Source organism: Amycolatopsis sp. NPDC021455 (genome assembly GCF_040640995.1).
GTDB lineage: Bacteria > Actinomycetota > Actinomycetes > Mycobacteriales > Pseudonocardiaceae > Amycolatopsis.
In genome coordinates, this window is the sequence record NZ_JBFACT010000105.1 from 1 (window position 1) to 21264 (window position 21264).

The 21264-nt window shown below is 71.4% G+C and carries 18 protein-coding genes; 8 read left to right on the forward strand and 10 right to left on the reverse strand.

Annotated elements, in window-relative coordinates:
• Positions 1-150 precede the first annotated feature (150 nt).
• Positions 151-939, reverse strand: coding sequence for an SDR family oxidoreductase (locus tag AB0G28_RS46585; RefSeq protein WP_361105134.1), 789 nt, complete (start codon positions 937-939; stop codon positions 151-153).
• 302 nt (positions 940-1241) lie between these two features.
• Between AB0G28_RS46585 and gltB the strand changes: the two genes are divergently transcribed.
• The 5 genes from gltB (at position 1242) to AB0G28_RS46610 (ending at position 10162) form a co-directional block, all read left to right on the forward strand.
• Positions 1242-5795, forward strand: coding sequence for a glutamate synthase large subunit (gltB, locus tag AB0G28_RS46590; protein ID WP_361105137.1), 4554 nt, complete (start codon positions 1242-1244; stop codon positions 5793-5795).
• Positions 5788-7296, forward strand: a complete 1509-nt coding sequence (locus AB0G28_RS46595) for a glutamate synthase subunit beta (RefSeq protein WP_361105140.1) — start codon at positions 5788-5790, stop codon at positions 7294-7296. The genes gltB and AB0G28_RS46595 overlap by 8 nt, the downstream gene beginning before the upstream one ends.
• Positions 7297-7424: 128 nt before the next feature.
• A complete protein-coding gene (locus AB0G28_RS46600; RefSeq protein WP_361105143.1) occupies positions 7425-8312 on the forward strand; it encodes a peptidase in 888 nt (295 codons plus the stop codon).
• A gap of 82 nt (positions 8313-8394) precedes the next feature.
• A complete protein-coding gene (locus tag AB0G28_RS46605; RefSeq protein ID WP_361105146.1) occupies positions 8395-9798 on the forward strand; it encodes an alpha/beta hydrolase in 1404 nt (467 codons plus the stop codon).
• A 40-nt stretch (positions 9799-9838) separates the two neighbouring features.
• Positions 9839-10162: a hypothetical protein gene (locus AB0G28_RS46610; RefSeq protein ID WP_361105148.1), complete on the forward strand. Its 324-nt coding sequence runs from the start codon at positions 9839-9841 to the stop codon at positions 10160-10162.
• Between the two features lie 5 nt (positions 10163-10167).
• On the opposite strand, the gene AB0G28_RS46615 is transcribed toward AB0G28_RS46610, so the two are convergent.
• The gene (locus AB0G28_RS46615) at positions 10168-10764 is read right to left on the reverse strand and encodes a phosphatase PAP2 family protein (protein WP_361105151.1); all 597 of its coding nucleotides are present in this window, start codon (positions 10762-10764) and stop codon (positions 10168-10170) included.
• 24 nt (positions 10765-10788) lie between these two features.
• Here AB0G28_RS46615 and AB0G28_RS46620 point away from each other — a divergent pair, with 24 nt between their 5' ends.
• The gene (locus AB0G28_RS46620) at positions 10789-12180 is read left to right on the forward strand and encodes a class II 3-deoxy-7-phosphoheptulonate synthase (protein ID WP_361105153.1); all 1392 of its coding nucleotides are present in this window, start codon (positions 10789-10791) and stop codon (positions 12178-12180) included.
• Here AB0G28_RS46620 and AB0G28_RS46625 read toward each other — a convergent pair.
• Both AB0G28_RS46625 and AB0G28_RS46630 read right to left on the reverse strand, forming a co-directional pair.
• The gene (locus tag AB0G28_RS46625; RefSeq protein ID WP_361105156.1) at positions 12096-12740 is read right to left on the reverse strand and encodes a response regulator transcription factor; all 645 of its coding nucleotides are present in this window, start codon (positions 12738-12740) and stop codon (positions 12096-12098) included. The genes AB0G28_RS46620 and AB0G28_RS46625 overlap by 85 nt on opposite strands.
• Positions 12737-13135, reverse strand: a complete 399-nt coding sequence (locus tag AB0G28_RS46630; protein WP_361105159.1) for a nuclear transport factor 2 family protein — start codon at positions 13133-13135, stop codon at positions 12737-12739. The genes AB0G28_RS46625 and AB0G28_RS46630 overlap by 4 nt, the downstream gene beginning before the upstream one ends.
• Before the next feature lie 76 nt (positions 13136-13211).
• Between AB0G28_RS46630 and AB0G28_RS46635 the strand changes: the two genes are divergently transcribed.
• Positions 13212-13805, forward strand: a complete 594-nt coding sequence (locus tag AB0G28_RS46635) for a TetR/AcrR family transcriptional regulator (RefSeq protein ID WP_361105162.1) — start codon at positions 13212-13214, stop codon at positions 13803-13805.
• Here AB0G28_RS46635 and AB0G28_RS46640 read toward each other — a convergent pair.
• The 5 genes from AB0G28_RS46640 to pknB form a co-directional block, all read right to left on the reverse strand.
• Positions 13802-15118, reverse strand: a complete 1317-nt coding sequence (locus AB0G28_RS46640) for a wax ester/triacylglycerol synthase family O-acyltransferase (RefSeq protein ID WP_361105165.1) — start codon at positions 15116-15118, stop codon at positions 13802-13804. The genes AB0G28_RS46635 and AB0G28_RS46640 overlap by 4 nt on opposite strands.
• A gap of 186 nt (positions 15119-15304) precedes the next feature.
• Positions 15305-16006, reverse strand: coding sequence for a hypothetical protein (locus AB0G28_RS46645; protein ID WP_361105168.1), 702 nt, complete (start codon positions 16004-16006; stop codon positions 15305-15307).
• A gap of 138 nt (positions 16007-16144) precedes the next feature.
• Positions 16145-17650, reverse strand: a complete 1506-nt coding sequence (locus AB0G28_RS46650) for an SPFH domain-containing protein (RefSeq protein ID WP_361105171.1) — start codon at positions 17648-17650, stop codon at positions 16145-16147.
• A gap of 57 nt (positions 17651-17707) precedes the next feature.
• Positions 17708-17917: a hypothetical protein gene (locus AB0G28_RS46655; RefSeq protein WP_361105174.1), complete on the reverse strand. Its 210-nt coding sequence runs from the start codon at positions 17915-17917 to the stop codon at positions 17708-17710.
• A complete protein-coding gene (gene pknB, locus AB0G28_RS46660) occupies positions 17914-19941 on the reverse strand; it encodes a Stk1 family PASTA domain-containing Ser/Thr kinase (RefSeq protein WP_361105177.1) in 2028 nt (675 codons plus the stop codon). Before pknB ends, AB0G28_RS46655 begins: the two co-directional genes overlap by 4 nt.
• 103 nt (positions 19942-20044) lie before the next feature.
• On the opposite strand from pknB, the gene AB0G28_RS46665 reads away from it, so the two are divergent.
• Positions 20045-20413, forward strand: a complete 369-nt coding sequence (locus AB0G28_RS46665) for an Rv2175c family DNA-binding protein (RefSeq protein WP_361105180.1) — start codon at positions 20045-20047, stop codon at positions 20411-20413.
• Between the two features lie 386 nt (positions 20414-20799).
• Here the strand turns inward: AB0G28_RS46665 and AB0G28_RS46670 are convergent, their stop codons facing one another.
• Entirely contained in the window at positions 20800-21189 is a 390-nt protein-coding gene (locus tag AB0G28_RS46670) for a hypothetical protein (RefSeq protein WP_361105183.1), read from the reverse strand.
• Positions 21190-21264 lie beyond the last annotated feature (75 nt).

The following is a 21264-nucleotide window of genomic DNA, read 5'->3' on the forward strand; positions in this document are numbered from 1 at the left end:
TTTGGCTTTACTTTTGGGTGAATTCCTCTACACTTTGGGGGCGTGGGGGCCGCCCCCCCCCCCCAACGCCACATTGGGGCGCTGGCCGGCGGTCAACAGCACTGAGCACCCCCGGTTTCCACGCTGCCGGGAGGCACCGACAGTTTCGGCTCAGCCGAGGTCCGGCAGGCCCAGTTCCAGGTTCGGGGCCTGGAGGCCGCCGTCGACCTCGAGGATCTTGCCCGTGATGTAGCCACCCGCCTGTGACGCCAGGAACACCACCGTCGCCGCGATGTGCTCGGCCTCGCCGATGCGCTTCAGGGGTGTAGCCGACTCCATCTTCGCCTTCAGCTCCGGGTCGCCCACCACGATCTCCAGGGCCGACGTCGCCACCGAGCCCACCGAGATCGCATTGACGCGGACACGAGGTGCCAGGTCCGCCGCCGCCAGGCGCGTGTAGTGGGCCAGGGCCGCCTTCGCCGTCCCGTACGCCGCGAAGCCGCGGGCCGAGAGCCGGCCCATCGCCGACGAGATGTTGACCACCGAGCCGCCCGTCTCCAGCAGGGACGGCGCCGCCGCCACCGTCAGCGCGTGCGCCGTTGCCACGTTGAAACGGAACGCTTCCTCCATGAACTCGACGGAGCTCTCCAGCAACGGGCGCGGGTACGTGCCGCCGACGTTGTTGACCACCAGGTCGAGGCGGCCGAACTCCGACACCGCCGTCGCGGCCAATGCCGCCGCCGCGTCCGGTGAGGAGAGGTCCACCGGGACCACGTGGGCGCGCCGGCCGGCGTCGGCGACCTGGGCGGCGACTTCCTTGAGCTGGGCTTCGGTGCGGGAGGCGATGACCACGTCGGCGCCGGCTTCGGCGAGCGCCACGGCGGTGGCCGCGCCGATGCCGCGTCCGGCGCCGGTGACCACCGCGACCTGGTCGGTGAGCTTGAACCGGTCGAGGATCATGCGGCGAAATGTAACACGTTCTAGTGACCGGGGACACAGTGCGCCGAACACGTCACGTTAGACTTGACCGGAGTTTCCGGGCCGTATACTTAGCCGAACGAACTACCGGAAGCCCATCAGGAACTATGTCGTTCCGCGCAGCCAGATCGTTACCGTCCGACGCCGTCCGGGGCGCTCTGAAGTGCTGCTGCCGTGTTTCCCAGGTGTTAAAGTCGCGCTAACGAAGCGGGCCATCGTCGTCCCGTGCGCTCCCCGGCCGGTAGCCCGGCCCCGCACGACAAGACGACGAAGGAGGTCCCTTCATGATCTTCTCCGCCATTCCCGGCAAGCAGGGTCTCTACGATCCGGAGACCGAACAGGACTCCTGCGGTGTGGCCATGGTGGCCGACATCCGCGGGCGCCGCTCCCACGGCATCGTCACCGACGGCCTGGCCGCGCTGACCAACCTGGACCACCGCGGCGCCGCCGGCGCCGAGCCCACCAGCGGCGACGGCGCCGGCATCCTGCTGCAGCTGCCCGACGCGCTGCTGCGCGCCGAAGCCGGTTTCGCGCTGCCCGAACCCGACGAGCAGGGCCACCACACCTACGCCGCCGGCATCGCTTTCCTGCCCGAAGACGGCGAGCAGCGCCGCAAGGCCGTCGGGCTCGCCGAACGCATCGCCGTCGAAGAGGGCCTCGAGGTCCTCGGCTGGCGCGAGGTCCCCGTCGACGCCGACCGCGCCGACATCGGCCCGACCGCCCGCTCGGTCATGCCGCACTTCGCCATGCTCTTCGTCAGCGCCGACGGAAAGTCCGGCTTGGAGCTGGACCGGCTCGCTTTCTGCCTGCGCAAGCGCGTCGAGAACGAGAGCGCGAACGCCGGCTGCGGCACGTACTTCCCGTCGCTGTCCTCGCGGACGATCGTCTACAAGGGCATGGTGACGCCGGAGCAGCTGCCCGCGTTCTTCGCCGACCTGCGCGACGAGCGCCTGGAAAGCGCCATCGCGCTGGTGCACTCCCGCTTCTCCACCAACACCTTCCCGTCCTGGCCGCTGGCCCACCCGTTCCGGTTCGTGGCCCACAACGGCGAGATCAACACCATCCGCGGCAACCGCAACCGCATGCGGGCCCGCGAGGCGCTGCTCGAGTCCGACGTCATTCCCGGCGACCTGAGCAGGCTGTTCCCGATCTGCTCGCCCGACGCGTCGGACTCGGCGTCGTTCGACGAGGTCCTCGAGCTGCTGCACCTCGGCGGCCGGTCGCTGCCGCACGCGGTGCTGATGATGATCCCGGAGGCGTGGGAGAACCACGCCACCATGAAGCCCGAGCGCCGCGCGTTCTACCAGTTCCACGCGAGCCTCATGGAGCCGTGGGACGGCCCGGCCTGCGTCACCTTCACCGACGGCAGCCTGGTCGGGGCGGTCCTCGACCGCAACGGCCTGCGCCCGGCGCGCTGGTGGCAGACCGCCGACGGCCGCGTCGTGCTCGCCAGCGAGGCCGGCGTCCTGGACGTCGCTCCGAAGGACGTCGTCGCCAAGGGGCGGCTCAAGCCCGGCAAGATGTTCCTGGTCGACACCGAGGCCGGCCGGATCGTGGACGACGAAGAGGTCAAGTCCGCGCTGGCCGCCGAGCGGCCCTACGACTCGTGGCTGCACGCCGGGCTGCTGAAGATCGCCGAGCTGCCCGACCGCGACCACGTCGTGCAGAGCCACGACTCCGTGCTGCGCCGCCAGCTTTCCTTCGGCTACACCGAAGAAGAGCTGAAGATCCTGCTCGCGCCGATGGCCGAGAAGGGCACCGAGCCGATCGGCTCGATGGGCTCGGACACCCCGCCCGCGGTGCTGTCCAAGCGGTCCCGGCTGCTCTACGACTACTTCAAGCAGAACTTCGCCCAGGTGACGAACCCGCCGCTGGACGCGATCCGCGAGGAGCTCGTCACCTGCATGGCGCGGATCATGGGCCCGGAGCGCAACCTCCTGGCCCCGGGGCCGGCGTCCTGCCGTCACCTGAAGCTGCCGTACCCGGTCATCGACAACGACGAGCTGGCCAAGCTCATCCACATCAACGACGACGGCGACCTCCCGGGCTTCGCCTGCAGCGTCCTTTCCGGACTGTACGAAGTGGACGGTGGCGCGGAAGCACTGGCCGGCGCGATCGAGCGCGTCCGGCGCGAGGCGTCCGAGGCGATCGCGGCCGGCGCGCGCACGCTCGTGCTGTCCGACCGCGACTCCGACCACCGGATGGCGCCGATCCCGTCGCTGCTGCTCGTGTCGGCGGTGCACCACCACCTGGTCCGCACGAAGGAACGCCTGCGTGTCGCGCTGGTCGTCGAGTCCGGGGACGCGCGCGAGGTGCACCACATCGCGCTGCTGCTCGGCTACGGCGCCGCCGCGGTCAACCCGTACCTGGCCTTCGAGACCATCGAAGACATGATCGGGCAGGGCGCGGTCACCGGCATCGAGCCCGCCAAGGCCGTCCGCAACTACGTCCAGGCCCTGGTCAAGGGCGTCCTGAAGATCATGTCCAAGATGGGCATCTCGACGGTCGGTGCGTACACCGCCGCCCAGGTCTTCGAATCCCTCGGCCTGAGCCAGGACCTGCTGGACGAGTACTTCACCGGGACGTCGTCGAAGCTCGGCGGCGTCGGCCTCGAGGTGCTCGCCGAAGAGGTCGCGACGCGCCACCGACGCGCCTACCCGGACAACCCGACCGAGCGTGTCCACCGTGGACTCGACACGGGCGGCGAGTACGCCTACCGCCGCGAGGGCGAGCTGCACCTGTTCACGCCGGAGACGGTGTTCCTGCTGCAGCACGCGTCCAAGACCGGCCGCGACGAGGTCTACCGCAAGTACACCGACGAGGTGCACCGCCTCTACCGCGAGGGCGGCACGCTGCGCGGGCTGTTCAAGTTCAAGGAAGGCGTCCGCGAGCCGGTGCCGCTGGACGAGGTCGAGCCCGCCGAGGCGATCTTCAAGCGCTTCAACACCGGCGCGATGTCGTACGGCTCGATTTCGGCCGAGGCGCACGAAACCCTGGCCATCGCGATGAACCGCATCGGCGGCCGGTCCAACACCGGCGAGGGCGGCGAGGACCCCGAACGGCTCTACGACCCCGAGCGCCGCAGCGCCATCAAGCAGGTCGCGAGTGGACGGTTCGGCGTCACGAGTGAATACCTGGTCAACGCGGACGACATCCAGATCAAGATGGCGCAGGGCGCGAAGCCCGGCGAAGGCGGCCAGCTGCCGCCGAACAAGGTGTACCCGTGGATCGCGCGGACCCGGCACTCGACGCCGGGCGTCGGCCTCATTTCGCCGCCGCCGCACCACGACATCTACTCCATCGAGGACCTGGCGCAGCTGATCCACGACCTCAAGAACGCCAACGAGCACGCCCGCATCCACGTGAAGCTGGTGTCCTCGCTCGGCGTCGGCACGGTCGCGGCCGGGGTGTCCAAGGCCCACGCCGACGTCGTGCTCATCTCGGGCCACGACGGCGGCACCGGCGCGTCCCCGATGAACTCGCTCAAGCACGCGGGCACGCCGTGGGAGATCGGCCTCGCCGAAACCCAGCAGACGTTGCTGCTCAACGGCTTGCGCGACCGCATCACCGTGCAGGTGGACGGCGCGATGAAGACCGGGCGCGACGTCGTCATCGCGGCGCTCCTCGGCGCCGAGGAGTACGGCTTCGCGACGGCGCCGCTCGTGGTCGCGGGCTGCATCATGATGCGCGTCTGCCACCTCGACACCTGCCCGGTCGGCGTCGCCACGCAGAGCCCCGAGCTGCGCAAGCGCTACACCGGCCAGGTCGAGCACGTCGTCAACTTCTTCAAGTTCGTCGCCGAAGAAGTCCGGGAAACCCTGGCGGCGCTGGGCTTCCGCACGCTCGACGAGGCCATCGGGCACGCCGAGCTGCTCAACACCGACGAGGCCGTCGACCACTGGAAGGCGTCCGGTCTGGACCTGGCGCCGATCTTCGAGATGCCGCAGGAGACGCCGTACGGCGGCGCGAAGCGGCGCACCCGCGGCCAGGACCACGGCCTCGAGCACGCCCTGGACCGGACGCTCATCCAGCTCGCCGAGGCGGCCCTGGAGGACGCGCACCAGGTGAACATCGAGCTGCCGGTGCGCAACGTCAACCGGACCGTCGGCACGCTGCTCGGCTCGGAGATCACCCGCCGCTTCGGCGGGGAAGGCCTGCCCGAGGGCACCATCCACGTCACCCTCACCGGGTCGGCGGGCCAGTCGCTCGGCGCGTTCCTGCCGCGCGGCATCACCCTCGACATGGTCGGCGACGCCAACGACTACGTCGGCAAGGGCCTCTCCGGCGGCCGGATCGTCGTCCGCCCCGACCCGGCGGCGACCTTCACGGCCGAGGCGCAGACGATCGCGGGCAACACGATCGCCTACGGCGCCACCGGCGGCGAGATCTTCCTGCGCGGCCAGGTCGGCGAACGCTTCTGCGTCCGCAACTCCGGCGCCACGGTCGTCGCCGAGGGTGTCGGCGACCACGCCTTCGAGTACATGACCGGCGGCCGCGCGGTGGTGCTCGGCCCGACCGGGCGGAACCTGGCGGCCGGCATGTCCGGCGGCATCGCCTTCGTCCTCGACGTCGACGCGAAGAAGGTCAACCAGGACATGGTGGACCTGCTGCGGCCGACCGCCGACGACCTGGCGTGGCTCAAGAAAACCGTGCAACAGCACTACGATCTCACCCGCTCCGCGGTGGCCGCGTCGCTGCTCGGCGACTGGCCGCGCCGGTCGGTGGCGTTCACGAAGGTGATGCCGCGCGACTACCAGCGGGTCCTGGACGCGGCGAAGGCAGCGCGCGCTGCCGGCCGCGATGTCGACGAGGCGATCATGGAGGCCGCTCGTGGCTGACCCGACCGGTTTCCTGAAGTACGAACGTGAAGAGCCGAAGAAGAAGTCCTACGAGGAACGGCTTTCCTCGTGGGGCGAGGTCTACGCGGACGTCGACCCGGCCGAGCGCAACGACCAGGTGCGCAAGCAGGCGTCGCGGTGCATGGACTGCGGCATCCCGTTCTGTCACTCCGGGGGTTCCGGCTGCCCGCTGGGCAACCTGATCCCGGAGTGGAACGACCTGGTCCGCCGCGGCGACTGGGCCGCGGCGAGCGACCGGCTGCACGCCACCAACAACTTCCCCGAGTTCACCGGGAAGCTGTGCCCGGCGCCGTGCGAGGCGGGCTGCGTGCTGTCCATCTCGCCGCTGTCGGGCGGGCCGGTGTCGATCAAGCGCGTCGAGCAGACGATCGCCGACCAGTCCTGGGAAGCCGGCTACGTCCAGCCGCAGGTGTCCGAAGTGTCCAGTGGACGGCGGGTCGCCATCGTGGGCTCCGGTCCGGCCGGGCTCGCCGCCGCGCAGCAGCTGACCCGCGCGGGACACGAGGTCACGGTGTTCGAGCGGGACGACCGGCTCGGCGGGCTGCTGCGCTACGGCATCCCCGAGTTCAAGATGGAGAAGAAGGTCCTCGACCGCCGCCTCGCGCAGCTGCGCAAGGAGGGCACCCGGTTCGTCACCGGCTGCGAGGTCGGCGTCGACCTGTCCGTGGAGGACCTGCGGGCGCAGTACGACGCCGTCGTGCTCGCGGTCGGCGCGCTGCGCGGCCGCGACGACACGACGACACCGGGGCGGGAGCTCCAGGGCATCCACCTGGCGATGGAACACCTGGTGCCGGCCAACAAGTACGTCGAGGGCGACGGCCCGCCGTCGATCACCGCGAAGGGCAAGCACGTCGTCATCATCGGCGGCGGCGACACCGGCGCGGACTCCTACGGCACGGCGACCCGCCAGGGCGCGCTGTCGGTGACCCAGCTCGACCAGTACCCGATGCCACCGTCCACAAGGGACGACGAGCGGTCGCCGTGGCCGACCTGGCCGTACATCCTGCGCACCTACCCGGCGCACGAGGAGGCGGGCGAGCGGAAGTTCGCGGTCGCGGTCAAGCGGTTCGTCGGTTCTTCCGAGGGGCGCGTGACGGCGGTGGAACTGCAGCAGGTCCGCGTCCAGAAGGACCCGGAGACGGGCCGCCGCGAGGTGATCCCGGTCAACGACGAGATCGAGACGCTCCCGGCGGACCTGGTCCTGCTGGCGATCGGCTTCGAGGGCGTCGAGGAGATGCCGCTGCTGGACGGTCTCGGCCTGTCGTTGACCCGCCGCGGAACGCTGTCGTGCGGCGCGGACTGGCAGACGGAGACCCCGGGCGTGTTCGTCTGCGGCGACGCCCACCGCGGCGCGTCGCTCGTCGTGTGGGCGATCGCGGAAGGCCGTTCGGTGGCCCACGCGGTCGACGCCTACCTCACGGGCGCCTCCGACCTCCCCGCGCCGGTTCACCCGACGGCACTCCCGCTCGCCGTCGTCTGACGCAACACGCCGCCATTCGGCCGTAGGTGATACGGCCGAATGGCTGTGTGCGCTATGTGTGCGGACAACTACTTTCGAGGCGCTGTGTCGCCTTTGCGACGATTCACTTCCGCGGAAGGTGGGCGTCCTTGAAGCACACGAAACTCCGGGCCGCGGTGGTCACCGCCGTCCTGTCCCTCGCGTTCGCCCTGGTCGGGACCCCCGCCCAGGCCGCGCCGAAACCCTTCTGGACGCCCGACGCCATGCGGTCGGCCGTTCCGATGGACTCGCTCGTCAAAGCCCCGGCCTTCACGCCGAAAGACGTGGCCAAAGGGCAGAGCGCCATCATCCGGAGCATTCCCAACGGCGGGGGCGCCTGGACCGGTGGCGGCAAGGTCACCCAGACCGCCGGCCGGGTGTTCTTCCTCTTCAACGGCCAGAAAGCGTCCTGCTCTGGCGACGCCGTCACCAGCACCAACGGCAGCGTGGTCGTCACCGCGGGGCACTGCGTGAAGTACCAGGGCACCTGGCACACGCAGTGGGTGTTCGTGCCCGGCTACAACAACGGCAACGCCCCCTACGGCCAGTGGACGGCGAAGACCACCCTCACCACGCCGCAGTGGGAAGCCAGTGAGGACATCAACTACGACGTCGGCATGGCCGTGGTGAACCCGCTCAACTCCCAGCGGCTCACCGACGTCGTCGGCGCCCAGGGCATCGCGTTCAACCAGCCGAAGAACCAGAGCATGTACACCTTCGGCTACCCGGCCGCGTCGCCCTACGACGGCACGAAGCTGATCTACTGCAGCGGCACCACGTTCACCGACTTCCTGCTCACCAAGGACCACGGCATGAGCTGCAACATGACCGGTGGCTCCAGCGGCGGGCCGTGGTTCCTGTCCTTCAACGAAGGCACCGGCGCCGGCGTGCAGGCCTCGGTGAACAGCTTCGGCTACAACTTCCTGCCGGGTTACATGTTCGGGCCGTACTTCGGCACCGACGCGCAGAACCTGTACAACCGCGCGCAAGCCGCGTGAGGTTTCGTCAGCCCAGGGGTGGAGCCGCGGTTCCGGCCCCTGGGCTGACGTCCGCGCGGGTCCGCCACGCCAGGCTCGGGGCATGCGAAAAACCCTGACCGCGCTGGCCTTCCTGCCTCTGCTGACCGCGCCACCGGCGGACGCGGCCCCGAGACCGCAGTGGACGACTCCCTGCCCGGACTACGGCATGTCGCCGTCGCCGACGGCCGGGCTCGAGTGCGCCACGCTGCGCGTGCCGCTCGACTACGCGCACCCCGGGCGCACCATCGAGCTCACCCTCTCCCGGCACGCCGCCACTCCCGGTAAGAGACGGGGTGTGCTGCTGATGAACCCCGGCGGCCCGGGCAGCCCCGGGCTCGCCATGCCCGCCCAGCTGCTGCAGCGGGTGGGCGGCTCCGGCCTGCCGGACGCCTACGACGTCATCGGGTTCGACCCCCGCGGCACCGCCTACAGCACGCCGGTGACGTGCGGCATGACGACGCCGGAGGAGCGTGGCGCCGTGCTGGGCCCGTACGCGGACGGGCCGCGTGACGTCGTGGCCACCGCGGCGAAAGCCCGTGTCGTGGCGGAAAAGTGCGGCAACGCGTCCACAAAGGACCTGCTGCCGCACATGACGACCGCGAACACCGCCCGTGACCTGGATCGGATCCGGGAAGCACTGGGGGAGAAGAAGATCTCCTACTACGGCGTTTCGTACGGCAGCTACCTCGGCGCCGCGTACGCGTCGATGTTCCCCGGCCGCACCGACCGGATCGTGCTCGACAGCGTCCTCGGCCCGGGCGGCCTCGACGTCGTCGCCAACCAGCGGTTCGCCGAAGGGTTCGACGACCGCTTCCCCGACTTCGCCGCGTGGGCCGCCCAGCGCGACGACGTCTACCACCTGGGACGGACCCCCGAAGCCGTGACGGCGAAGTTCTTCGAGCTCGCCGCCGTCCGCGGGCCGGAGTTCCGGTCCGACACGTGGAACGGGCTCTACGACGACGCGCGTTTCCCCGCGCTGGCCCGGGAATGGGCGGGCACGGCGCGGGCCGAGAACGACACTGTCGGCCCCCTCGACGGCGACAACCACGCCGCGTTGCAGCTCCAGGTGATCTGCAACGACTCCGCTTGGCCCGGGCGGATCGGCTACTACCAGCACGCGGTCGAGCGCGAACGGGCGCGGCACCCGATGTTCGGCCCCGCCGCGGCGAACGTGAACCCGTGCGCGTTCTGGCCCGTCGAACGTGCCGAGCCGCCGGTGCGCGTCGGCGGTCCCGGCCCGGCGAACGTCCTGCTGGTGCAGAACCTGCGCGACCCGGCGACCCCGCTTTCGGGAGCGAGGGAAACGCGGGAGGCGTTCGGGGCGCGTGCGCGGATGGTGACCGTCGACGCCGGCGGGCACGGCGTCTTCACGCGGGAAAACGTTTGCGGCAACGAAGTCGTGCTGCGCTATTTGCGTGACGGGGTCTTCCCCGCGGCGGACGGGTCCTGCCAATCTGGTCGGTGAGGGGGACGTTTCCCCTCGGGGGAAACGAGGGGAAAGAATCATGAAAAGAATGGTGTTCTTCGCCGTGTCCACCCTGGCCGCGATCCTGCTGACCGCGCCGACGGCATCCGCGCGACAGGCGAGATCAGGCCCGTTCTGCATTCCGGAAAGCCTCTGGCTCGACGGGGTGAACGGGACCACGATCTGCCTGATGGTGGCGACGCCGTCGATCACGCCGCCGTTCACCGCGTTCACCGAACAGAACGGCAGCCAGAACCGGTGGTGCCTGTACACCCAGCCGAGGTACACCGGGGCCGTGGTGCAGGTCCCGCCGTTCTCGCGGGTCAACGTGTTCGCGACGTTCGCGTCCGGCCGGCCCTGCTGAGCGGCTCAGTTCAAGGCGGTGAGCAGCGCCCAGTAGCCGCCACCGCCGACGACGACGCCCATCAGCAGCCCGGCCAGCACCTCCGGCGTGGTGTGGTCGCGCAGCGCGACGCGTGACCACGCCACCCAGGCGACCAGCAAGGCGAGCAGCAGCGCCCACGGGCCGTACGTCAGCGTCAGCACCACCACGGCGGCCGAGGCGACCGCGGCGTGCAGCGAGATCTTGAACTTCGCGCCGAACGTGATCGCGACCGCGACCACCAGGCTCGCCAGCATCGACGCGGCCAGCGCGACCAGCTCCGCGGGCGCGCCGCCGGCCAGCAGCCCGGCGAAGCCCAGGCCGAGCGACACCCCGGCGAACAGCAGCGGGACCCGGCGGCCGGCCCGGTTCGTCACGTGGTGGCCGTCCCATTTGCCCTGTCTCGCCCCGCGGACGATCAGGGCCATCGGGAGCAGCGAGCCGGTGACGGCGATCAGCAGTCCCCAGCCCAGCGCGGGGAGCGGCCGGTGGCCGGTGGCGGACCAGGAGACGGCGAGGGGCAGCGTGAGGACCCACACCCAGGGGGCCAGGACCTCGGTGGCCAACCGGGCGAAGCGCAGCACGGCGGGAACCTTATCCTGGTCAGCGTGAACTGGACTGTGGACGTCCCCGTCGACACACTGCCCGAGCTGCCGCCCCTCCCGCCCGTGCTGCGCGAGCGGCTCGACAAGGCGCTGGCCCTCCCGGCCGCGCAGCAGCCGGAGTGGCCCGACCCCGACGCGACCCGCCGGGTCCGCGGCGTGCTGGAGAGCGTGCCGCCGATCACCGTCCCGGCCGAGATCGACCGGCTGAAGAGCCGGCTGGCGATGGTCGCCCGCGGCGAGGCGTTCCTCCTCCAGGGCGGCGACTGCGCGGAGACGTTCGAGTCCAACACCGAGCCGCACATCCGCGCCAACCTGCGCACGCTCCTGCAGATGGCGGTCGTGCTGACCTACGGCGCGAGCCTGCCGGTGGTCAAGGTCGGCCGCATCGCCGGCCAGTACGCGAAGCCGCGTTCGGCCGCGACGGACTCGCTGGGCCTGCCGGTGTACCGCGGCGACATCATCAACTCGCTGGTCGCCAAGCCCGAGCTGCGCGTGCCGGACCCCGGCCGGATGATCCGCGCCTACGCGAACGCCGGCGCGGCGATGAACCTGGTCCGCGCGCTCACCGCGGCCGGCATGGCCGACCTGCACCAGGTGCACGACTGGAACAAGGACTTCGTGTCGGCGTCGCCGGCCGCCCAGCGCTTCGAGTCGCTGGCCAACGAGATCGACCGCGGCCTGCGGTTCATGTCGGCGTGCGGCGTCACGGACACCTCGCTGCAGTCGACCGAGATCTTCGCCAGCCACGAGGCGCTGCTGCTCGACTACGAGCGTTCGATGCTGCGTCTCGACAACGCCGACGCCGCCGACCCGAAGCTGTACAACCTGTCGTCCCACTTCCTCTGGGTCGGCGAGCGCACCCGCCAGCTGGACGGCGCGCACATCGCGTTCGCCGAGCTGCTGGCCAACCCGATCGGGTTGAAGATCGGCCCGACAACCACGCCCGAGCAGGCGCTGGAGTACGTCGAGCGGCTCGATCCGCGCAACGAACCGGGCCGCCTGACGCTCATCGCGCGCATGGGCAACGGCAAGGTCCGCGAGGTGCTGCCGGCCATCATCGAGAAGGTCGAAGCGTCCGGGCACAAGGTCATCTGGCAGTGCGACCCGATGCACGGCAACACCCACGAGTCGTCCACCGGGTACAAGACCCGCCACTTCGACCGCATCGTCGACGAGGTCCAGGGCTTCTTCGAGGTGCACAACAAGCTGGGCACCTACCCGGGCGGCATCCACGTGGAGCTGACGGGCGAGGACGTCACGGAGTGCCTGGGCGGCGCCCAGGAGATCTCGGATGTCGACCTCTCGGGCCGCTACGAGACGGCCTGCGACCCGCGGCTGAACACGCAGCAGTCCCTGGAACTGGCGTTCCTGGTCGCGGAGATGCTCCGCGGCTGAGGCCTTACACCGGCGGTGCGGGCCAGGGAGAGCGCCTCGGCGCGCCCCTTGGCCCCCAGCTTCACGCTGATCACCGACACCCGGTTGCGGACCGTCTTCGGCGCGATCCCGAGGCGGCGCGCGATCACCGAGTCCGCGACGCCGTCCGCGGCCATGGCCAGGATCTCGCGGTCCCGCGGGCTGAGGTCCGGCAGCGGCGCCGGGGACAGCAGCAGCCGGGTGATCCGGTCCGCGATGCCGTCACCGAACACGGCCGCGCCGGCGGCGACGTTCCGCACCGCGCGCACGACGTCAACCGGATCGGCGCGGGCGGGCAGGAAGCCGCGCACCCCGGCACGCAGGGCGCCCGCGATCGCGGCGTCGTCCGGCGCGGTGATCGCCAGGACCGGCACGTCGGCGCGGGCCGCCACGTCCGTGCCCAGCGCGAGGTCCAGGACCAGGACGTCCGGGCGGTGGCGCCGCACGGCCTCGATCGCTTCGGCGCCGGTGGCCGCGGTGGCCACCACCGTGATCCCGGTGGTGGCCACCCGGCAGGCTCCGGCCAGGACGACGGTGGTCACTTGCCGACCGGGATCGGCGGGCCCTGCCAGACGTTCTCGCGGCTGATCTTGCCGTCCCGGAATTCGCAGACGTGCAGCAGCCGGAAGCTCACCCGCTGCCCGGCCGGTGCGCCCGGGAATCCCTCGCCGGTCAGGCACGTGACGTGGCATTCGTCGACGAGGAAGTCCTCGCCGTACAGCCGCGAGACGGGCTCGATCCGCTCGTCGAGCATCGCCGTGAACAGGAACTTGTAGCGGTCGCGGATCGCTTCGGGGTCTCGCAGCTTCTCCACGGGGAACCCGACGGCGTCGTGCACGACGTCGTCCGCGAGCGTCTCGAGGATCGCGTCGAGGTCGTGCGCTGCCTCGGCCGCGAAGTGCGCGTCGAGGACCTTGTCCATTTCGTCCGGTGTCATGGGCTCCCCCTCTTCGTTGGTGCGATGGTGCTATCGTGATGAGAAGATTTTCTCATGTCAAGGAGATTCTCTCACGATGAGCCGCGACAACCAGAAAGAGCGCACCCGGACCGCGCTGCTCGACGCGGCGGCGAAACTCGTCCGGGAGGGGCGGCCGATGACGGTGGCCAGCGTGGCTGACGCCGCGATGGTCTCGACTGCGACGGCCTACCGCTACTTCCCGAACCCGCAGTCGCTGTGGACCGGCCTGGCGACGCGCTCGGCGGACGACGTCCACCTCGATGAGCTGATCGATGGCGCCGGGGCCGACCCGGCGGAGCGGATCGACGCGGTGATCCGCTACGTCACCGAGATGCAGTTCGGCGACGAGGCGTACTGGCGGGCCCTGGTCCGCGCGAACCTCGACCGCTGGTTCGCCCAGGGCGGCACCTCGCCGGACGCGCCGGTGCGCGGGGAAAGCCGGATCCGGATGACCCGGCACGTCCTGGAGCCGCTCGAAGGCAAGCTGCCGCCCGAAGCGCACCGCCGGCTGACCATGGCCTTGATGCTGGTCTACGGCGTCGAGGCGCTGATCGTCACGCGCGACGCCTGCCACCTGGAGCCCGGCGAGGCCACCGACGTCATGCGCTGGGCCGCGCAGGCGCTGATCAAGGCGGCCGCCGAAGGTTAGGAGGCGTCCACCAGGCGGGCCGCCGACTTGAGCACCGCGTCCCGCAGCGAGCCGACGTCCGGGACCGCTTCACCGTTGGCCTGGAGTCCGATGTGGACGGCGTCGCGGTAGGGGGCGACCGCGATGCCGACCGCGTGCCGCGGGGCCAGCGGCACGAACGGGTAGACCTCCGCCAGCCGGGCGCCGCCGATCGACAGGCGGGCCGGGGGCAGCGGGACCGTGGTGATCACCAGGTCGAACAGCATCGGCGCGGCGAGGCCCGCGGTGCGGGTGCCCAGCCGGTGCAGCAGCGGCGGGACGCGGTCGGCGAGCAGCGGCAACGCCCCCGCGCCACGGGCCGGGCCCGCCGCCTTGTTGCGGGTCATCGCCCGGCGGACCAGCCGGAGCCGCTCGACCGGGTCGTCCTCGCCGACCGGCAGGTCGCACAGGTAGCCCGACAGCTTGTTGCCGCCCAGCTGGTCGGCCGCCCGGCCGCGCACGCTCACCGGGATCAGCGCGCGCAGCGTGCGGCCGTCGGCGCGCTGCCCGCGGTTCACCAGCCATTCGCGCAGCGCTCCCGACAGCACCGCCAGGACGACGTCGTTGGTCGTGCCGCCGTGCGTCGCGCGCACCCGGCGCAGCTCCGTCAACGGCAGCCGCACGAACCCGAGCCGCCGCTCGGCGGACGGCGGCGCCGACACCGGCGAGAGCGGCGGGCGCGCGGCCCGCACCACCGACGAGGCGATCCCGGCGGCCTCGTTCGCCTGGCCCCACACCGTGCCCAGCGCGTCCTTCACCGTGTCCAAAGTGGAGCGCGGGGCCGGGATCGGCCGAGACGGCGCGGAAATCCGCTCCGGCAGCTTGACGCCGTCGAGCAGGCCGGCCGCGACCGCGTACGCCCCCGCGCCGTCGGTGAGCGCGTGGTGCAGTTTCAGCAGCAGCGCGAACTTCCCGTCCGGCAGCCCGGTGACCAGGGTCAGCTGCCACAACGGCCGGGACGTGTCGAGCGGCTCGGCGATCCACCGCGACGCGTACGCCGTGAGCGGGTCCGGCTCGTACAGCGAGCTCAGCGTCACGTGGTGGACGTGGTCGGCCGCGACGAACTCCGGGTCCTCGGCCCAGCTGGCCGAGCCCGGCGGGAACAGCTCGGCCCGCGCGCGCTGGCGCAGCTTCGGCAGGCGGGCGGCGCGTTCGGCGAGCAACGCGGTCAACGCGCCCGCGTCGACCGGGCCGCGGGCGGTGAAGGTGACCACCGCCCCCATGTGCATCGGGGAGGTTTCGCTTTCCAGGCAAAGGAAAGCGACGTCGAGTGCGCTGAGCGGCGAGCCTGCCATGGGCGACCTTTCCGGGTTCGCGTCGGGTGCACGGCCACGTGCGTCGGAAGGGAGGAAACCCACTGCACCAGCCCGACGTGACGGGCGGGTGGTCGAAGTGTTTCCACGACGCTAACGCCGCACCCCGTTCATCCATTCGAGATACCCCGGGCCGCGGTGCCCCGGCTCACAGATCAAAAAGGGGGTTCAGTCACCCGGAGCATGCTCGGGTTCTTCCGCGCGGACCACCGCTGTCCCCCAATCGGGGGTGAGCGCGACCTGCTTGCCGACGCGGCGGACCGGCAGGCCGTTCGCCTGCCGCTTGCCGAGTCCCGGCCAGATTTCCGCGGCGTCCTTCGCCGCGGCCCGGATCGCGCCGCCGTCCAGCGTCGTCCGCGTCTCGGGGATCTCGCGGTCCTTCCACTGCACGACCAGCTTGAGCGGGCCGGCCGAGGGGAGCGGCCACAGGAAGATCTCGTGGTCGACGGCGAAGCGCGTGCCGCCGACCGGGTGCGCCCGCAGGACCGGGTCCTCCGGCTCGGACGCGGACGGCACCGAAACCGTCTCGGAGCTCGCCCGGCTGCCGTCGGCGTAGAGCACGCCGATGAGCAGCCCGTTGTAGTCGGGCTTCCGCCGGTGGTCGATCAGCCCTTCGGCGGGGTCGTCGACCAGGCTGTCCCGGGAGTACACCGTGACGCGCAGTGTCAGCGCCTCCGGCCACACCTCGATGGCCCGCAGCGCGATCACCGTGCGTTCGGACCGGCCCAGCGGCTGGGCCCACGGCAGCACGGCCGGGACGATGTGCTCGCGCGGGGCGTCGGTCCAGTGCCGGCCGTTGAACGCGTAAAGCTCCTGCTCCGGCACGGGGAACAGGGGACGCTCACGGGGACCGCCGGTGAAGAAGCTCATCGGACGGCCCGCGACGCGCAGTCCGGCACCATGGGCCCACGGTAGGACAAGAGAGCGGGAATTTCCGCCCCCGAACGGGGGTACGGCCCCGGTGACCTGTGATCCGGGACACAGAGGCCGTACACCGACAGTGAACGATCAGTCGCTGAGCTTCAGCTCGCCGTTCGCCCTGGCCTGCTTGTCCAGTTCCGAGGCGGTCGGCTTGCCCATCGCGTCCATCAGCTGGCGGGCCAGGCCGAGGCCGGTCCCGCCGAGCGACAGCGCCTTGGCGAACATGTCGGACATGCCTTCGGCGCCGTTGAGCACGACCATGTGGTCGACGTTGCCGAACGCGCTCGCGCCGGCTTCGACGATCTCCGGCCAGCGCTCGGCCAGCTGCTGCGCGACGACGGCTTCCTGGTTCTCCGCCAGCGCCGCCGCGCGCGCCTTGATCGCGTCCGCCTCGGCGAGGCCCTTCGCGCGAGCCGCCTCGGCTTCCGCGAGGCCGCGTGCCTTGGTCGCTTCGGCTTCGGCCATGCCCCGGGCCTTCGCGGCTTCCGCCTCGGCCAGCCCGGTCGCCCGGGTGGCGCCCGCGGTGACCTCGGCGCGGAGCTTCGTCGCCTGCGCCTCCGCCTCGGCGGCGGTCTTGACGCGCGTCGCGTCGGCCGCGGCCCGCAGCTCGGTCTCCCTCGCCTCGGCCTGGGCCTTGGCGATCGAGGCGTCACGGGCGGCATCGGCCGTCGTCCGCGTGTCGTACGCCTTCGCGTCGGCCGGCTTGCGGACCTGCGACTGCAGCCGCTGCTCGGCCAGCGCCGCCTCCAGTTCGGCGGCGCGGGTTTCCTGGACGACGACCTCCTGGCGCGCGGTCGCCTCCGCGAGGGGTCCCGACTGCGACGCCCTCGCCCGCGCCTGGTCCACCTCGGCCTGGTAGCCGGCCTGGTGGATCTGGCTCTCGCGGACCGCGGCGGCCTTCTTCGCGGCGGCGATCTGCTCGGCCTCGGCGGCCTCCTGGTCGCGCTGCGCCTCGGCGATGCGGGCCGTCGCGGCGACCGCGGCCGCGTGGGGCTTGCCGAGGTTGAGGATGTAGCCGGTCTCGTCGTCGATCTCCTGGATCTGCAGCGAGTCCACGATCAGGCCGAGCTTGATCATCTCGTTCGCCGAGGACTGCCGGACCTCACCGGTCAGCGCCTCGCGGTTGTGGATCATGTCCTCGAGTGTCAGGCCGCCCACGATCGAGCGCAGGTGCCCGGAGAACAGCTCGTGGATCGTGTCGTTCATGCCCTTCTGCTGGTCCAGGAACCGGCGGGCGGCGTTGGCGATCGACGCGTAGTCGTCGCCGACCTTGTAGATGACGACCGCCCGCACGGTCACCGGCAGGCCCTGCTTGGTCACGCAGGAGACCTGCAGGTTGACGCCGCGGGTGTCCAGGGACAGCCGCCGGGCGGTCTGGAACCCGGGGATGACGTTCACCCCGCGGCCGGTGATGATCTTGAAACCCAGGCTGTCCGCGGTCTCCGCGCGATCGACGCGGACCCCCAGCCCGGAGATGATCAGGGCTTCGTTCGGTTCGGCCACCTTGTAGAGCAGCCGCAGGATCCCGAAGACCACGATCAGCACGACGATGAGCCCACCCGCCGCGTACAGCAGGATTTCCACGAGACTCATGGCACCGACCCCTCGCTCTTTTTCTGTTGTGGGTGTGTTGGTGCCTCTTCTACGCCGTCAGCGGCTCAGGGGTTGCCACCGTTCGACGTAAACCGTCCGCGGGGGTTCGAAGTCGACCACGAGCACCTGGGTGCCGGAGGTGAACGTCTCGTCCGGGTCGGCCGGGTAGGCGTAGAACGCCTCCGTGCCGCCCCGGACGTTGAGCAGTACCTCGCCGATGAGGCCGGGGCCGATCGTGCCGGTCACGCGGCCTCGGCTGCCGATCAATTCCCGAAGCCCTTCAGCTTGACCTTGCTGCCCTTCTGCACGAACGTGCCCGGCTGCGGGTCCTGCTCGAAGACGAAGTCGAACCCGCCGCCACCGCGCCCGCGGCCGCCGTCGCGGTCGGCCTTCAGCCCGGCCTGCTCGAGGATCTTCTGCGCGTCGCCGAACGAGCGGAACCGCACGTCCGGCACCTGGACGGCGTTGTTGACGAAGACGCCGATCCGCTTCGCCTTCGGCTGCGTGTTGGCCGGCGGGTCGGTCCGGGTCACCGCTCCGCCCGGGACGTCCTGCTTGAACTCCTCGCCCGCCTGGAACGGCTCGAACCCGGCCTGCTGCAGGATGCCGAACGCCTCGTCCTTGGACCGGCCGGTGACGTCCGGGACCGGCGGCAGCGGGATCGGGCCCTTCGACACGATGATCGTGACCTGGCCGCCGAGGGTGAGCTGGCTGCCCGCGCCCGGCGAGGTGCGGATGACGGCGCCCTGCGGGACCTCCGGGTCGAAGTCGTCGCCCCCGCGCACCGGCGTCAGCTGGGACGCCTTGATCGCCTGCTCGGCGTCGGCCAGCGCGGTGCCCGGCCGGATGTCCGGGACCACCGGGCGGCCCTTCGACAGCACGACCGACACCGACGAGTTCGGCGCCACCGTCGTGCCCTCCGCGGGGCTGACGCGCAGCACGGTGTTCGACGGCGCGGTGTTGTCGAACACCTGGCTGAACTGCGGGTTCAGCTTCGCCGCCCGCAGCGCGTCGCCCGCCGCGGCCTGGTTCAGGCCGACGAGCTTCGGCACGGTCGCGGTCTTGTCGCCGCCGCCGTCGGTGAGCATGAACGCGAACGCCGTGATCAGCCCGCCGAACAGCAGCACCGCGGCGGCGATCAGGGCGATCCGCTTCCGGTTGTCCTTCGGCTTCTCCGGTTCCGCCTGGCTCCGCCGCCGCGGGGCCGGCCGGACCGGCGGCATCGCCCCGGCCGCGGGCATCCCGGGTGGCGGGGTGCCCGGGTGGCTCAGCGCCCGCGTGGGGTTGGGCCGGTGCACCGGCATCGTCCGCTCGGAGTCCGGCAGCACCTGCGGGATCCGCGGCAGCGTCCGCTCGGTGTCGGCGAGATCGCCCTGGCCGTGCGAAACCGGGACCGGCACGGTCACCGGCAGCAGGCCCAGCTGCGCGCGCACCGCCGTCAGCTCGGTCAGGAAGTCGCCGGCGTCGGCCGGGCGCAGCTCCGGGTCCCGCCGGGTCGCGCGCGTGATCAGGTCGTCCAGCGCGGGCGGGAGGTCCGGGCGCAGCTCGCTCGGGCGCGGCACGTCGTCGTTCACGTGCCGGTAGGCCACCGAGATCGCGGTGTCGCCGGTGTAGGGCACCCGGCCGGTGAGCATTTCGTAGAGCAGGATCCCGGCCGAGTAGACGTCGCCGCGCGAAGAGGCCGCGCCGGTCTCGACCTGCTCCGGCGACAGGTAGGCGACCGTGCCGAGGATGACGCTCGAGCTCGTCGTGCCCGCGCTCGCCACGGCCCGCACCAGGCCGAAGTCGGCGACCTTCACGACCCCGCCGGTGTGCGGCCCGGCCCGGCCGATCAGCACGTTCTCCGGCTTCACGTCGCGGTGCACCAGCCCCGCCCGGTGCGCGGCGGCCAGCGCCGACAGCACCGGCTCGGCCACGCTCAGCGCCAGCGCGACGTCCAGCGGGCCCTTCTCGTCCAGCAGGTCACGCAGCGTCCCGCCGTCGACCAGCTCCATCACGAGGAACGCCAGCCCGGACTCCGCACCCTGTGGCAGGTCGAACCCCTGGTCGTGCACCGCCACGACGTGCGGGTGGTGCAGCTGCGCCGCGGACTGGGCCTCCCGCACGAACCGGTCGACGAACGACCGGTCGTCCGCGAAGCGCGGGTCCATGATCTTGATCGCGACCGGACGGTCCAGCCGGGTGTCCGTCCCCCGGTAGACGGAAGACATTCCGCCGCGGGCGAGCAGCCGGTCCACCCGGTAGCGCCGCTCGAGGAGCGTGCCGACCAGGCTGGGGTGGGTGCGTGTCACGAGTATGGATCGTACGGAACCCGACACGGTTGGTGGAGGAGACCTCGCGGGTCACCCGTGCGTACTAGCGGGTGAGGGGACGGAATGTGGCACAGTGTCACCTGTGAGTGGGATTCCTGTCGCCGAAGACATCCTCGACACCGCCATCGCGGTCCTCCCGTTGCCGGAGGTGGCGACCGTTCTCGGGACCTCGGCCAACAAGGTCCGGCAGATGCTGCGCGACGGGCAGCTGATCGCGCTGAAGCGCGGCGGGGAACTGTGCGTGCCCAGCGACTTCTTCGTCTCCGGCGGGGTCGTCAAGGGCCTGACCGGGACCATCACCGTGCTCGCCGACTCCGGGTTCAGCCGCACGGAGATGCTGCGGTGGCTGTTCACCGCGGACGACACGCTGCCGGGCAGCACCCCGATCAACGCGCTGCGCACCAGCCACGGCACCGAGGTCAAGCGGCGCGCGCAGGCGATGGCGTTCTGACCAGCGCAGACAGCTGATCGCGGCGGCGAGCTGAACGGCCGCCGCGGCGATCAGGCACGCCGGGAGCGACCACGCCGCGAGGGGACCGGCCACGGCCGCTCCGGCCGCCGGCCCGGTGATCTTCACACTCGCCGCCGTCGTGAGCACCTGTGCCCGGACGTGCTCCGGCGCTTCCCGGTGGCGGATCGCGAACAACGCCGTGAGCTGCGGTCCTTCGGCGAACCCGGCCAGCACGGCCGCGACGACTACGCCGTGTCCGCTCGCGGCCAGGAGGCAGCTCGCCGCGAGGAGAAGCGTGCTCAGCCAGACCGTGCGGTCCGGCGCCCACGGCAGCGGGTGTCTCGCGAGGACCGCGTTGGCCATCAGGGACGCCACGGCCAGGACGGTCAGCAGCAACGCGCCGTCCGCTGGGTCGCGGAGGTGGGCCGCCCCAGCAGGGGGTAACAGACGGTAACCATCCCGATCCCGGTGCAGGAGATCGTCGAGGCGACCGTCGCCCGCCTCAGCGGCGCGTTGCGCACCAGGACCCTGAAGCCGTCCTTGAGGCGGGTCTTCTTCGGCGTCCGCTTCGGCAGGGACCACGCCACCGGGATCGCGGCGGCGACCAGGCCGGCCGAGACCACGAGCCCGGCCGGACCGCCGAGGAGCCCGGCCAGGCCCGGCCCGGCGAGGGCGGCGGCGGTGAACGTCATGGCGTCGAAGCGGCTGGCCGTCGGCAGCGCGGGCCCGGCGACCGCGGGCAGCTGCGCGGTCGGCGAGCAGCCCACCGGGCCCAAAAGCCGTGAAGGCCTCCTTCCCGGCTCTAAGAGCCGGGAAGGAGGCCTTCACGGACAGACGTCAGCCCTGGGTCT